We start from the raw sequence: 14,936 nt of genomic DNA on the forward strand, positions 1-14,936 counted from the left end.
TCAGGTTCGAGATGGACTGCACAGAAGAAAATCGGAAATAAACAGCTAAAATCAGACGGAACATGGATAAAGAATCAATCATTAAATGAGGTTCATATTCCAATAGAAGGGAAATAAAATATGGATATAAATGAAATTAAGAATCTACCTGATAGAATACCAACTGAAACACTAATATCAATGTTTCAAAATGTATTAGATCAATTTAAAAATAATAAAATTGAAAAAGATAGTTTTTTATTAATACTTAGTCAACTAACAGACAGGCAAGTTATGACATACGAGTTATTAAGAAGTGATATAAGAAATGATATTGATAGAACCCTCTCTAGATTATGGAATACAGATTCCTATGATGAAGTAGATATCATTCTTTCTATTGTAGTAAATCTCGGTCTAGAAATTTGCTTTAATATAATAAAAGAATCACTGAAACAGTATAAGGATATAGATAAAACAATCCTAGATGAGATACAGGGGACAATAGATGAAGTAGGCGTGAATATCTCTAATCCATATCTTGGTTTGGGGAAATTTGGATAGTCTGTGTTTTAATAGTGTAAGATGCTCATAAACCAAATATCAATGGTTATAATGGGCTTTCCTTAATTTTAATAGCGTTCACCTTGCCTTCCCGACACATCGAGAAGAATCTGCCGTTGTTCGCTACTGGGGCACACTAAAAGGCAAGGACATCAAGCTAGACCCACAATCTATCACATTTACTGCACAGGAAGGCGCGGTTTTCCTAAAGTTGGATCAGGGAAGCGGAGTAGAAGTACATAGTAAGTATCCGCTTACACTAACAGCCAATGATACGATCACCTTTACAGGTAAAAGCATCTCCATGAGCGCAACAGAATCCATGCGCTTGACTTGTGGCTCCAGCAGTCTTGTTTTTGACGGGATCACCGATATTCAGGGACAGGTTGTCACAATGGAAGGCTCGAACAAAACGCCTGTGACCGTGTCTAATACATCGGGAGAAGGCGCTGACCTTGAATCCGCACTAGATGTCATGGGCATGATCCCTATTGGTGGGGGTGGTGCTTAATGGCGAAGAAGGGTAAAGGATTCTTCGGAGCACTAGGTAGTGCTTTAGGCAGTATCCCCGTTGTAGGGAAAGTTAAAAAAGCGGCTAAAAAGAAAATCAAAAAGGCCAAAAAGAAACTAAAGAAAGCTTTAAAAAAAGCGAAGAAAAAGCTAGGCAAGGTCTTGACAAAAGCCAGGAAGCTAAAAATTTATCCAAGAGCAAATTGGTCAAGAAGTTTAAAAAGGCTGTGAAAAAAGCAGTACTTGCAGGGAAAAAAGCTGTTAAAAAGGCCAAGAAGTACGCAAAAACAGTAGTTAAGGTAGTAAAAAAGACAGCGAAGAAAGTAGCGGTAGCTGCAAAAAATGTTAATGTCAGACAAGCTATATCTACGGCTGCAGATTTCATTCCAGTCGTCGGAAATGCCAAAGCTGCTTTTGAAGCTGCCTTTGGATTTGATCCAATTACAAAGACTAAACTAAGTGCCTTGGATCGAGGAATTGCAGCAGCAGGTGTCTTAGGTGGTGGATTTGCCAAAGCCGCTGGCAAAGGAGGAAAAGCTGCGGTTAAATACTACTCTGGAAGTAAGAAGACAGCGGCAGCAGCACCGAAAAAGGCACCAACAACAGGAGGTAAGAAGGCAGCAGCAGCCCCAGCAAAACCGGCAGCAAAACCAGCAGCAAAATCAGAAAATAAAATATTTACAGGTGCAGGAATAAAGGACTATGATAAAGCTGCTGAAGCAGAATACGAAATGATAAGAAAGGCGAAAATGAAGGATGTTGAGGATGTGGCTCAAAATACAGGAATGAGTATTGCTGAAATAAGAACCATGAAAAAACATTTGTTTTTTGGAAAGCATCAAATTCCACAACCTGGAGGAAAAGAGTATAAACTTGAACGATTTGGAGCAGATGACGAGATTGCTTTCGCATGGAAAACTGCACAAAAGAAAGAGCTATCTGTAGAGCAAAAAGCTTGGTTTAAACAATTGGCTGAACATGAACTTACAGAACGAAAATTTATGGCCGAGGGACAAAAGTACAGGACTCTTGAATCTTGGAACAAAGAAAAGGGGATATATGATGGTTTTCCACCTGGTGCACAGGAAAACGCACCTCCTCAGCCAAATACCTCTTTCCCTGGATATGAAGAATATTTCTTCAATAATATGTTTAAATAAGCGAGGTATAGATTATGGGGGATTTACTGAGTATAGCTTTAAAACGCTTATCAATAATTCAATTCGAGAGTATCGATGATAATATAAAAGAATCACACCATGTATTAATTAGAGAGTACCTTAGAAGAATTAATATATTTTTGGATAATTTAGAAATTGATGTAGATAAGTATCCTATATTTAGTATTTCTAAGGCTCTTGGGAAGTCTTTTGATAGTAAAATTTTCGATATTTGCCCAAAACTTAAGACTAATAATCTATATATACAAGCAATCTGTTATTGTTACTTAGAAATTTCTCAACTAGCAGATGAGGGAGTAGATGAAGCGAAGGATTATATAGACTTATATGAACCGATGATAAAATTTATTGAAAGAGGTGGTGTTTTTTGGATACGGCAAGGTGAATTGATTGTAGGGAAATCAGCTTATCCACTTAGTTATTGGAGAAATTTAGAAATCCAGCCGATTGATATTAGTGATGATTCACTATCAGAAATTGATAATAGAAGTAACTAGTCAATAATTAATTATTATTAGTAGTTGAATATACATGCTTAAAATCTCTTTTCTATTAATCTTATGAAATCTATTACTTCTTTGTATTAATGCTAATTAACACAATACTGCTGAGTTTGGAAGGTCGATTATGGTTTATTCAAAACCATAATTGACCTATTTTTCGTTAATTTCGTATTTCAGGAGTTAATAAAAAGGACTTTTATGCTAATAGTGGAATTCAAGATGCTGCAAAAAAAATACCTGGAACTGAAGAGTTTTCTTTCCAAACATCAAATCCAACATTTAAAGCAATTGAAGCACCTAATAAAGCTGGAAAAACTTTTTTAAGAGACGTAGATACAGAGTATAAAATTTAAAATTATTTAGCAGAGAGAATAGGAACTAATTATGAAGCAAAGGATAAAATAAAATTATTTACTGAACAGGTAATCAACAATTTAATAAAAAATATCCGAATATTGAAGTCGAGGTAATTCATAATAGTGATAATCCTATTTCACCAAAATAATCAAGGAGGTTTTTAAATGGTTTTTAGTTATGATGAATATGAAGAGGATATTTACGAAGATTATAATGAATTAATAGAGGAAGAAAAAATTAGTAAGAGAGAAGCGTTAACTAGGAATTTTTATGACTATGATATGTTGGCTAAAAAAAGTGAAACAGATAAAGCAATGATTTTTGTGATATTTTCAGAAATAGCAGTCTCCCATGTTAAAATTCTACATTCTTTCAAGGATTATTTGGAAAAAAATCTAACTGAATTGGATTTTAAAATAATTCAACAAGAAAATAAATTAACACCACAACAATATAGTGATTTAGCTTCGCGAAAGGAACGTGTTTTACAGAAATTAAAAAACATGTCTCTAGATTATTTTCCTAGAGCTTGTTGGTATTACGATGAATTGGTAGAAGAGGTCCAAAAATTTATTAACAATTTTAAGTTAGAAAATGAAAATGCTGATTCAATAGTTTCTACTGTGTTGCAACGGTTTGATCGAGATTGTGAAAATACAAAAAGTGAAAAATTCATTGTCTATACAACACTTGCTGAAAATTTGTATAACCAAGGATTAATTGGAGTGGATGGTATTGAAGATGTTAAACATGTGTTGCAATCGTTCAGTATCGAAGATGTATCTGATGAGCAATTGACTGAAGAGGAACAAGAAAAGTTAGCTGATCGAATTAAAAGTGTTTTATCTAATTTAAAATGAAATTATTGTTGTTTAATCGCTAAAAGACAATAAGTTAAAAACTATTTTCTAATAAGACTAATAATTTCTTAATATCTTAAGCCTATAAACCATACATAACAGTGGTTAAACGGGCTTTTTTTATTATTAAAATCATGATTCTGTGGAAGTAAAGTGTACCCTTTATAAAGGACATATCGGTTTTTACAGCCCGCCAGAAGAAGGCGATAGCGTTCAACTTTCCTTCCCGACACACCGGGAGGAAGCTGCCGTTGTCCGCCACAGTGTACGAAAGGGCGGCGACTCCAATCCCAAAACAGCCGATCCGAAAACGTCCTACTGGGGTACGCCAAAAGGCAAGGACATCAAGCTAGACCCACAAGCTATCACATTTACTGCACAAGAAGGCGCGGTTTTCCTAAAGTTGGATCAGGGAAGCGGAGTAGAAGTACATAGTAAGCATCCGCTTACACTAAAAGCCAATGATATTACCTTTGCAGGGAAAAGCATTTCCATGAGCGCTACAGAATCCATGCATTTAACCTGTGGTTCCAGCAGTCTCGTTCTTGACGGCAACACGGATATGCAGGGGCAGATTGTGACAATGGAAGGCTCGAACAAAGCACCTGTAACCGTGTCTAATACATCGGGAGAAGGCGCTGACCTTGAATCCGCATTAGACGTCATGGGCATGATCCCTATTGGTGGGGGTGGTGCTTAATGGCGAAGAAGGGGAAAGGATTCTTCGGAGCACTAGGTAGTGCTTTAAGCAGTATTCCTGTTGTAGGGAAAGTTAAAAAAGCGGCTAAAAAGAAGCTCAAAAAGGCCAAAAAGAAACTAAAGAAAGCCTTAAAAAAAGCGAAGAAAAAGCTCAAGAAAAAGTTAGGTAAGGTCTTGACAAAAGCCAGGAAGCTAAAAAATAATTTATCCAAGAGCAAACTGGTCAAGAGGTTTAAACGGGCTGTGAAAAAAGCAGTACTTGCAGTGAAAAAAGCTGTTAAAAAGGCTAAGAAGTATGTAAAAGCAACGGTTAAAAAGGCCAAGACGTACGCAAAAGCAGCTGTTAAGAAGGGCAAGACAAACGTAAAAGCAGCTGTCAAACAATCCCCAAATGCTAAATCTAATAAAGCAAATAAAGCTGCAGCATCAATAGTACAAAAATCAAAGTATATAAATTTAGAAAACTCCTGTCCTGTATCAGCTAATTCTGGAGAGCCAGCAAAGAAACCAGGATTATTTTTAACTGCGCTATCTATTATTGCCGATTTTGTTCCATACCTCGGAAATGCTAAAGCTGGTTTTGAGGTGACCGAAGGATACAATCCTATTACAAAGGAAAAATTGGATTCTGTAGATCAAGGATTATCGGCAGCAGGTATCATTCTTGGTGGTATTGGTAAATATGGCGGAAAAGGCGTGAAATTTGGATATGAGTTATTATCTGAAAGTAAGAACGCGACTAATGTAGCCGAAACAGCTGCAAATTCATCGAAAAATATACCTGTAGATGACTTTAATTTGGGGACGGCTACAAACAAGCAAAAAGGTAATTATGGAGAAATAAAGTCAAGTGACAATTTATTAAACAATCAAAGTTTAAAAGATGCTGGATATGACTTAAAGCCAATGGGTAAGGGTGCCCCATCAAGTGTAAATGATAAAATTGTAAAAGGGATTGACGGATTATACGAAAACACAAATTCAAAATCAAATATCAAATATGTTATTGATGAAGAAAAGTTTGGTAGTTCACAATTATCTAAAACACCTAAAGATGGACCACAAATGTCAGACGACTGGTTGAAAGGTACGAAAACCAAAAAAGATAGAATATTGAAAGCTGTTGATGGAGATAAAGAATTAGCACAAAAGATTACGGATGCATTGGATGAAGGTAAAGTTGAGCGAGTACTATCAAAAGTCGATAGTAGTGGAAAGGTTAAAACATATAGAATAGATGCAAAGGGTGACATAATTGGAGAATGGCCTTAAGTCAAAGGCAAGGAGGAATCAGATTTTATGAGAGATCATCTATGTATTGAAGAAAAATGTAGAGAAGATATAGAATATAATAAAAAGTTTATCGACAAGAATATAAGGGATATTAAAGGTTTGGAAGAAGATGAGAAAAATGGTATTCAAAGAAATCCTAATGATAATAAAAGTATTATAGAAGCAAGATATTTAAGGAATTTTATATATGAGACGGAGAAAATAAATGCAAAATATTCCTTAGGTGAAAAAATTAATGCAATGGTAGAAGATTTTGAGAATGCCATTACTTATTTAGAGAATAAAGGAGAAAGAGAAGTTGGATATATAAATCTACTTTGGATGATATCTTTAGGAATTTTATTAGAAACTGATAAAAAGAATATTGTAAGATTAGCCAAGCAGGTTGAGAAAGAAAACATTAATGATTCTGTGATTGATTATTTATTATGTGCTAGTGATATTGGATACACAAAAATCACCAATGTTTATTTTAAAGAAAACCCATATGCAAAAACAAGTGAAATTATAGAACTTGCGCAAACAGATAAGAAAGAAGCATCTAAAAGATTGCAGAAGTATATGGAAAAAGAATGGTTTAAAGGCCATTATGATTATGAATGGAAAAATGCGCATAAAGAACCTGGATATGTGGGATTTTGGAGCTTTGAAACAGCCGCACTAGCAAAGATACTAAAACTTGATGATATAAGTCTAATAAATAATAATCACTATCCATATGAACTGGCGCACTACAAAAATTCAATGAAATTCAAATCAATCTCCCTAAGTGAATACAACAATGGGCAAGAGATTGAAGAGATAGATGAAATAATAGAAGGAATCAAGAATAATCCTTTATTAGAAGAGATAATTCCAACAAGATGGCACTCATTTGTCAATGAATTGATACATGATTATGAGGTTATGGATGATAGTAGTTTTTATGAAAAATATAAAAAACTTATTGGGTTAGATCAAATCTGGTTTTTATCACAAGAATTCGAAAAAGAAAATGTGCAAAAAAATCTGTTGGGAAGTTTAATTGTTTTTGCAATGACAGAAAAAGGATATATATTGCAATTAGATTATAAAGAAGATGTGGAAGAATACTTTTCAGGTATGAAAAATTGTTGGAATGAAGAAAGAACAAAGCTGATTCAATTTATATTAAATAATGATCAAAATTATTATGCATTGGTGCCGATGGAAGCGAATGTTGGAGAGATGTATGAAGTTATTGTTAAAGATGTAAAGCATTAAGAAATCAGTGGAAATCTATTTTGAACAAATTAAAGTGGTGGTAGTTGGAAGGTCTGACTGCCACCATTTCTATTTCACCGATAAGAAGTAGCTTTGTCCGCTACAGTGAACGAAAGGGAGACTCCTAACAAAAAAACAGCCGATCCTAAAACGTCATACTGAGGCAAGGACATCAAGCTAGACCCACAATCGGTGACGTTTACCGCACAGGAAGGCGCCGTTTTCCTAAAGCTTGATCAGGGAAGCGGAGTAGAAGTACATAGTAAACATCCGCTTACACTAAAAGCCAATGATACAATCACCTTTGCAGGGAAAAGCATTTCCATGAGTGCTACAGAATCCATGCATTTAACCTGTAGCTCCAGCAGTATCGTTCTTGACGGCAACACCGATATGCAGGGGCAGATTGTGACAATGGAAGGCTCGAACAAAGCACCTGTGTCCATGTCCAATGCACCAGAAGACGGAGCAGACCTTGAATCTGCCCTAGACGTCATGGGCAGTATCCCTGTTGGTGGGGGTGGTGCTTAATGGCGAAGAAGGGGAAAAGTAAGAGTATAGGTTTTTTTGGAGCGATAGGCAGCCTCCTTGGCTGTATTCCCGCTGTTAGGAATGTTAAAAAAGCAATAGGAAAGGTTTTTACAAAGGCTAGGAAGCTCAAAAATGGGCTATCTAAGAGAAAATTGGCCAAGAAGTTTAAACGGGCTGCGAAAAAAGCAGTACTTACAGCGAAGAAAGCAGCTGTTAAGAAAGCAACTAAAAAGGCCAGCAATGCGTCAAAAGCTGCTGTCAAACAAGTCAAAAAGTATGAAAAAGCCCAAAATCTTAAACTAGTTTCTATGGGGTTAAATTGTATTCCTGTTTTTGGAAACGTTAAAGCTTTATATGAAATGGGCACTGGAAAAGACTTAATTACTGGGCAAGCTAAACAAACTGGGAAAAAAATCGTAGATGAAGCAGAACTGGAGAAATACTTAAAAGAACGACAGTCAGTATCAAACGGAGATAGAAATTCAGTACATGCTGGAGAGCCGATAACAACCTTAAAGGATTTACAATCAGTAGTGGGTGCTGGGCATCATACATTACCCCAAAACAAACCTACTATAGTAGAACGATTTATATTCAGCTTGTTGTTTGAAGATATTGTTACTCTTATTGACCCTAAATCCACAACTGGTGAAAGGGTACTAGCAGGACTATCTATGTTGCCCACATCTAAGCCATTTAAAGCGTTGGATGCAGGATATGACACAGTTAAATATTATAAAAAAACAACAAATATAATAGAAGACAGTAAAAAAACGCATACAGGTAATAACAAAAAAAATGATGTTCCAAATAATAATAATATACCAAATAGTAATTCTAAGATAGATGAAAAGACTCCAAAAGTTGAAGTCACTGAGAAGGATCTAAAAGAACTTGGAGAATATATAAAGAAAATTGATAAGGGTACGGGTAAAGATTTTAAAAACTACTCAGCTAAAGAAATAGAGAGGAAGTTTGACTTGAAGAAAGGGGAGTTCCACCAAGTGAAACAGGATATAGTTAAAGACCTTACCAATAAAAACTCTCCGTATAAAGACTCTATGAAAAAGGTGGGTAATAATCCTGATATTCATCTAAGTTCAGATGGTACAATCAGAGTAATGTCTAGAGATGGAAAGACTTCGTTTGATACTAATTGGAATATAAACGATTTTCTACCGTAAGAAAGGTGATAGCTATGTCATTTGAAATAAATATATTAGTGGTTAATCAAAATAAACCATTACCGATTCCATTTCTCTCTTTTATAGAAGTAATAAATGAAGTGGACGATAAAATGGTTTTGAGGTTGGATTGTACATGGAATTTTATGAGTCAAACAAAAGGAATTTGGTACTCATTAGTTAAAGAAGATAATGGGATTAAAAATGCATTTTTACTTTGTACCTCTGATTTTGAAATAGAGTCAGAAAAATTACCTATTCCTTTTTGGATTGACGATGAGGATGTTATTTATAACTTAACTCCATTAGTTATTCATAAAGAATATTCGGAAGAGTTTGTAGCAATATTAGATTTTTTAATTAAACAATCTCCAAGTAATACCTTAATGTTTTTAGCTAGATATCAGGGTGGTGATTATGAGATTATTCAAGGCACTATATCACTTAGTAATTTTATTCAAGATTTAAAAAATAAAAAAATATTGTTTAATGTATGCTATATAATCACTAATAATTAATTGTTATAACCTTGATTGGCTAAATGCCTTAGACTCTAATTTAACAACTTCAAAGGAAACAGATTATTTGACAGTTGATTTCTTTGAACTGCTAAAGAATAGAGGTATTTTAGTATTTCAAGAAGATTATGAATTTTTATTATATAATTTTTATCGTATAAGAGATAAATTAATAAAGAAATACGGTAATAAAGTGGTTTTAGCTTTTACAATGGTAAATAAGGAACAAATAGAATATTGTATTTTTTCAATTCTGAGAAATTATGGAGGATATGGTGATTTCGATTATAATGAAATACTAAAGTTTGTAAATTACTCGTGAAATTTCTGTGAGAGGTATTTTATCTATGATTCATATAACTTAATTCAAACAGATGTAATTATGAAGGTTGTACTATTACGAAATATGGTATTAATGATTTAAAAAATTTATAGTGTAGCCAATAACTAACGAGAGCGCCATAGCTTATGGCGATAAATATAATGTATAACATGAAACCCATGGTTGACTTGTTTGCAGATCATGTATCTGAAAAAATAATTCAAAGGCTAGACCATCAAAGAGTGCTATTTTTATAATCAAGCAATAAGAGCCGGAATACGGGAGATGACATTTTACTAACAAGGACAACTTAACTATTCAATCACCTTTTACTGTTTTAGAAACTTCAAGGTACCATTCCCATATAGCTAACACAGAACAAGTTGTAGGTACTGTAAAACCAAATATCCAAGGAGTAGGAAATAATGAAACTACATGGATACAAATAATAACTGATAAAAGCGATAGTTTAGTTACTACATATCCAGTGCCTGCACCAAAATAATATTTTCATTTTTGATAGATAAATTTTAACGAAGGTTGTGGAATATGAATAAAAATAGAGGAATGAATATATTATGGTCTGAAGCTTTGGGACTATTTTCAGAAAAACAGAAGATGGATTTGACCTCCTTTTTACTCCGATTAATTGAAATAATAAGAAATGATCAAGAAGCTATTGAGCATTTTCTGAATCATTCCCAAAATAACAATAAAATTAATACAGAGGATGAAAAATTATATTTCCAATATGTTATGACAATTGAACCTGAAATGTATGTTATTGGTGCGACTGGTGATGATTTTGATTTGATTATTAGTAGTTATATTAACCTACCACCTAAATCAGAAATTGAAATTTGTCGCAGGTTATCAAATCTAATAAAAGATATTATAACATTCGTCTCTTCAACAGTATGCCTTCAATGTAAAAGTGATCATCTTAGAATTTTATCTGATATTGAGGGTATTAATTTGTATAAATATTGTGAAACATGTTCATACACAGAAGGCGACGAAAAAGTTTCTAAGAGTCGTGAATTTCTAGTGCCTGCAAATGTAGTAATGTTAAAAAAAGCGGATTATTTGATTTGAACTTTGCCATGTATAGTCAAGAAATCAGTAGGAATCATCAAGGAAAAAATGTTAATTTAAATGAGTAACTATTGAAACAATGGAGATTTCAAGGAATCTGTTAATAAATTTGTGTAAAGTAAATTAAATTAAATGAATGATAAAATGGTGGTAGTTGGAAAATTCAACTGCCACCATTTCTTTAAAGTAGCGTGGTTTTATAATTTAAGGGTATGGGGGAATTCTTTCACATGAATTTTAAATCACACTAATGAAATAAACTCAAAGTCGTTTAAGAGTTTGAAGGATAATGGATAGACCTCTAAATAGTAACCAGATAGTATTTATAAAACAGCTAACGAAAAATATGTATTCGGTTTGGTTATGATGGAAAAATGGAAAGCTAATGATTTAAGTAGGCAACGAGTTAAGTATTTAAAATCCTGCAGGAAAAGAGTTTTTTTAGGAATATAAGTTGGATGGGGCTGCGACCGATTTTATTAAAAAAGAGTTTGGAGGGTGACTAAATGGCAAGTTATAAATTAAATAAAGGTATTGTTGATAATCAAATATTTGAGGAATTCGAGGAGCAAAAGGGAGTAAGTCTATTTAATCATTCAGCAAATTGCTGTGGTATTGATGATTTTTTAGCAATAGCGTATACACTCTGTCCTGATATAATTGAAATAAATGGGTATATTTTCATTTCAGATTTGTTAGATGCAGAAGGAGAAAATGCATTTGAGAGAATTAGAAGACTCGAAGAACAGTTTAATGGCGATAAAATTAAAATCGAACAATGGGTAAATAGTAGAAGTTTGGGTGATTTCTTTATCGGTAGTTATAATCAGTCTATGGAGAATGATAAAATAATTGATGAATTTTCTAAGGTATTAATATATTTTTGGGGTAAAAGGGTTAAAGAATTGTTTCCAAATAAAAATATTATTATTGAAATAGGGAATGAAATTATGGGTGAATTAGGGCTTTCTATTACTATGTATGAGCAATTGTAATTGTATTTGTATTTAAAGTAACGGCGAAAAAAATCGGCTATAATTGTATGAAGTTAAATAATGGTTCATTTAGTATATTAATTATTACCGTTTAAAATAGAGGTGAGGTTTCATGGGATTATTATAGAGTACTGAGGAAATTATTAACTTATTAAATTATGATTGGACAAATTTAAATAAAAGAGAGACTAGAGAGACAGAGTTAAAATTTAATTCTGCGATTGAAAATTTTAACAGTGAATTAATTAACACTACAGATAGTAAACTTTTAGAACAAATTATAAAAAAAGATAAACAAGATTTCATTTTGCCTATTGAAATTATGTTTAAGACATATCAAAGGCTAATTGAAATAAGACTATATAATGAAAAGATATTATTGGACTTCGCGGAATATTTAAAAATATATGGACCTGATTGGGATGAAGAAGCAAATGAAATAGTTGAGAACGTAAAGATAAAACAATTAGAAGTAGCTGTCAAAATAGCTAAAACTGTTGATTATAATAAATATCAACACAGGTAAATAATTTTTGAATTAGCTAATGTAATATGTGATATAAGATATCTAACTCCAGAACATGGAATAATTTAAGAAAGTAAAAAGATACAGGAGCTTCAGACAATGTAGTCAAAGGCGGTGCTAACAGTTGAAGATATTTAACCACGTAGAGATAATAGAACGTTTAAAATTACATAGAGTTTGGATTGAAACAATAGGTGAACAAGGTAAAAAGCTAGGTGTCGATGAAATAGACTTTCAAGACTTTGATTTAACAGGATATCCTTTAAATCAAGCATATTTGACTGCGTGCAAATTTGACGGCATGAATCTAAGTAGTAGTGATATGTCCTCATCATTGTTATGTTCATCAACATTTAAAAATACAAATATAGTAAATGCTGATTTTTATAAAGCAGATGTATCTTACGCAGATTTTACAAATGCAAATGCCCAAAATGCAAGATTTGCTAAAACAGATTGTTCTGAAGCAATTTTTTTAAACACCAATCTAGAGAATTCAAAGCTAATTTCTTGTTCCTTAGATCTTACAGATTTTCAAAATGCAAATTTAAAAAATGTAGACATTAGTTCATCTTCATTTGAAGAGACTTTGCTAAAAGGGACAACATTAGTAGGTATTAAAGGTTTAGAGGAAGCTTTTATTAAAAGCATCAATATCGGTACTCAAGAAAATCCAATAATTTTACTGGGGGAAAAAGCTAGAGAGTGGATACAAAATAAAAGTTTAAATAGATAGTCTTAGCAGTGAAGGGTATATAACTTTGTTTGACTAAGTGAAGATGAGCGCTTGACTCTGAATTTCTTACAGGTTTGTACAAAAAAGAACTTTCATATTTAAGTGTGATTAGAGTGAAAAATGGATATATATGAACAAGAAATACACAAAAGATGATCAATTTGGTAGGTGTATATAGAAGATACAAATTTACAATTGAGGATATTAGAAAAATGACTAAATAAGGTGGAAAATGATGTTCAACATGAGTTTCAAAATATTTAAAAATGATAGCGTAGAGGAAATGGAGCTCAATGGGGCAGATGGATATTTTCAATTTGAAATTGATAATGAAACCTATGGTATTTTTATCCCCGAAGATATTGATGAATTTTCAGTTTCTATTTATTGGTGGTTGTATTATTTTTTAAAATCGTTATTAATTTTGAAAACTAAAAGCTATGTTTTAATAAGTGATATTGAAAAGCCTAAGATTTGGATTGAACTAATAAAAGAAAAAAATATAGTGAAAATAAGTAAAGTTTTTGCTGATAAACCTGAAGGAAGTGGGGCAATAGAGACGAAAGAAATGCCTAATTTAATTCATCAGTTTTGGAAAGATAAACAAGTTAGTTATGAGAACCTCAAAACAGTAGTAGTGAATAAATCTAAGTTATATATCGAGGAAATAAGAGTATTAAATAATGAATTTCATAAAGATATTTTAAATTTAGAAAGTTTGATACTAGAAATAGAAAAATGAATTGTTAAATGCTCTTATTTTGATCTTGCAGGGTGAGAAATAGTTTTTTACAAAAGAATCATAATAACTAGTGAAAATCTTTGGCTCGTGGCGATAACAATGAATAATTATTTGAAACACTATTTTAATGGAACTGAGGATACACAGAATTGTCTTCAGATATCCGATGAATTTTTAAAGGATATTGGAATTGATGTTATATATTGGGGCAATGCTATGACAGTTGTGACCAAACAGAATGGTGAATTTGTTACTCTATGAGAAACGAGTAAGGGTATGGATATTGGTATTCAATTTGTCCTTAATAAAAGGAGAGTTATTATGTTGGAAAAACTTACAGATATCTTTAAGAATAGTTCGATTCAAGATATTTACTTAGTTGGTTTTGTCGATATTGAAGATGGTATTGCAAACTTCTATCCAGATATGCGTTTTTATTATTTTGAAGTTGGGGAACAATTTTTAGAACTTGAATCCATGGATCAATATTCAAAACTTAGTGTTAATATAGTTGATTCAATACGATACAAATTTGAAATTGATGAGGACATGCAACCTTGTAAAACCTCAGTAAATCAAATAGTATTGACAGATTCTATGTCTACTAAAAATACTGTTAAAAGTATTATCATTTATGGTTTGGAAGTAAGCAATAGGGAACAAATTATTTGTGATAGTATTCAATTAAACTTAAATAATGGCCAAGAATTATTTATAGACCCATCCTTTTATTTTGGTATAAATATCGGTGGGGCAGAACAACGAATGTTTTGGGTGGAAAATCTTGCATATGGAACAAAGGTTTCCGAAACAATAATAGAAATATAATATAGCGAAATAAAAAGGTTTTATTTGTTTGTAGAAAACCTGATTAGTTAATTTGGTCTCAATTGTTTGTTAAAAAGTAAGCCCGAAATATAAAAAATAAGCGCACCTTCTCGGTACGCACGACGAATGGCCATCTATCCTATTTTTTCGGATAGATGGCTATTTTGCACATGTGACTTGGATTTTTTTCGACCAAGGCATGTAATTATTTAAAATCTCTGGTTGTTGGTGAATTGGTAAATTTGGCAATTCTGTCATTAACGTCACTAGG

The 14,936-nt window shown here is 32.7% G+C and carries 18 protein-coding genes; all 18 read left to right on the forward strand.

From position 1 onward, the window contains the following. The first annotated feature begins 120 nt into the window (after positions 1-120). Positions 121-543: a hypothetical protein gene (locus ABH966_RS17815; RefSeq protein WP_370080689.1), complete on the forward strand. Its 423-nt coding sequence runs from the start codon at positions 121-123 to the stop codon at positions 541-543. A gap of 211 nt (positions 544-754) precedes the next feature. Then, positions 755-1,054 (forward strand): hypothetical protein, encoded by a 300-nt coding sequence (locus tag ABH966_RS17820; protein WP_370080691.1) that lies wholly within the window; start codon positions 755-757, stop codon positions 1,052-1,054. Next, positions 1,054-1,284, forward strand: coding sequence for a hypothetical protein (locus ABH966_RS17825; RefSeq protein ID WP_370080692.1), 231 nt, complete (start codon positions 1,054-1,056; stop codon positions 1,282-1,284). The genes ABH966_RS17820 and ABH966_RS17825 overlap by 1 nt, the downstream gene beginning before the upstream one ends. Further along, positions 1,281-2,213, forward strand: coding sequence for a pre-toxin TG domain-containing protein (locus ABH966_RS17830; RefSeq protein ID WP_370080694.1), 933 nt, complete (start codon positions 1,281-1,283; stop codon positions 2,211-2,213). Before ABH966_RS17825 ends, ABH966_RS17830 begins: the two co-directional genes overlap by 4 nt. Positions 2,214-2,227: 14 nt before the next feature. Further along, complete coding sequence (locus tag ABH966_RS17835) at positions 2,228-2,731, forward strand: hypothetical protein (protein WP_370080696.1); 504 nt, start codon at positions 2,228-2,230, stop codon at positions 2,729-2,731. A gap of 527 nt (positions 2,732-3,258) precedes the next feature. After that, positions 3,259-3,954 (forward strand): Imm3 family immunity protein, encoded by a 696-nt coding sequence (locus ABH966_RS17840; RefSeq protein WP_370080698.1) that lies wholly within the window; start codon positions 3,259-3,261, stop codon positions 3,952-3,954. 142 nt (positions 3,955-4,096) lie between these two features. Further along, positions 4,097-4,654 carry a hypothetical protein gene (locus ABH966_RS17845; protein ID WP_370080699.1) on the forward strand — a complete coding sequence of 186 codons (558 nt, stop codon included), beginning with the start codon at positions 4,097-4,099 and terminating at the stop codon, positions 4,652-4,654. Then, positions 4,654-5,925, forward strand: coding sequence for a pre-toxin TG domain-containing protein (locus tag ABH966_RS17850; protein ID WP_370080701.1), 1,272 nt, complete (start codon positions 4,654-4,656; stop codon positions 5,923-5,925). Before ABH966_RS17845 ends, ABH966_RS17850 begins: the two co-directional genes overlap by 1 nt. 27 nt (positions 5,926-5,952) lie before the next feature. Then, a complete protein-coding gene (locus ABH966_RS17855) occupies positions 5,953-7,188 on the forward strand; it encodes a PoNi-like cognate immunity protein (protein ID WP_370080703.1) in 1,236 nt (411 codons plus the stop codon). A 408-nt stretch (positions 7,189-7,596) separates the two neighbouring features. Continuing rightward, positions 7,597-7,719: a hypothetical protein gene (locus ABH966_RS17860; protein ID WP_370080705.1), complete on the forward strand. Its 123-nt coding sequence runs from the start codon at positions 7,597-7,599 to the stop codon at positions 7,717-7,719. Then, a complete protein-coding gene (locus tag ABH966_RS17865) occupies positions 7,719-8,903 on the forward strand; it encodes a pre-toxin TG domain-containing protein (protein WP_370080707.1) in 1,185 nt (394 codons plus the stop codon). The genes ABH966_RS17860 and ABH966_RS17865 overlap by 1 nt, the downstream gene beginning before the upstream one ends. Positions 8,904-8,917: 14 nt before the next feature. Further along, entirely contained in the window at positions 8,918-9,421 is a 504-nt protein-coding gene (locus ABH966_RS17870) for a hypothetical protein (RefSeq protein WP_370080709.1), read from the forward strand. A 67-nt stretch (positions 9,422-9,488) separates the two neighbouring features. Then, a complete protein-coding gene (locus ABH966_RS17875; RefSeq protein ID WP_370080711.1) occupies positions 9,489-9,743 on the forward strand; it encodes a hypothetical protein in 255 nt (84 codons plus the stop codon). A 549-nt stretch (positions 9,744-10,292) separates the two neighbouring features. After that, positions 10,293-10,838: a hypothetical protein gene (locus ABH966_RS17880; protein WP_370080713.1), complete on the forward strand. Its 546-nt coding sequence runs from the start codon at positions 10,293-10,295 to the stop codon at positions 10,836-10,838. A gap of 506 nt (positions 10,839-11,344) precedes the next feature. Beyond that, a complete protein-coding gene (locus ABH966_RS17885; protein ID WP_370080715.1) occupies positions 11,345-11,833 on the forward strand; it encodes a hypothetical protein in 489 nt (162 codons plus the stop codon). Positions 11,834-12,483: 650 nt separating this feature from the next. Then, positions 12,484-13,095 (forward strand): pentapeptide repeat-containing protein, encoded by a 612-nt coding sequence (locus ABH966_RS17890; protein WP_370080717.1) that lies wholly within the window; start codon positions 12,484-12,486, stop codon positions 13,093-13,095. A 235-nt stretch (positions 13,096-13,330) separates the two neighbouring features. Next, positions 13,331-13,837 carry a hypothetical protein gene (locus ABH966_RS17895; protein ID WP_370080719.1) on the forward strand — a complete coding sequence of 169 codons (507 nt, stop codon included), beginning with the start codon at positions 13,331-13,333 and terminating at the stop codon, positions 13,835-13,837. Positions 13,838-14,158: 321 nt separating this feature from the next. Further along, positions 14,159-14,665, forward strand: a complete 507-nt coding sequence (locus ABH966_RS17900; RefSeq protein ID WP_370080721.1) for a PCI domain-containing protein — start codon at positions 14,159-14,161, stop codon at positions 14,663-14,665. The last annotated feature ends 271 nt before the right edge of the window (positions 14,666-14,936 follow it).

This window comes from Lysinibacillus sp. RC46 (genome assembly GCF_041262385.1).
GTDB lineage: Bacteria > Bacillota > Bacilli > Bacillales_A > Planococcaceae > Lysinibacillus.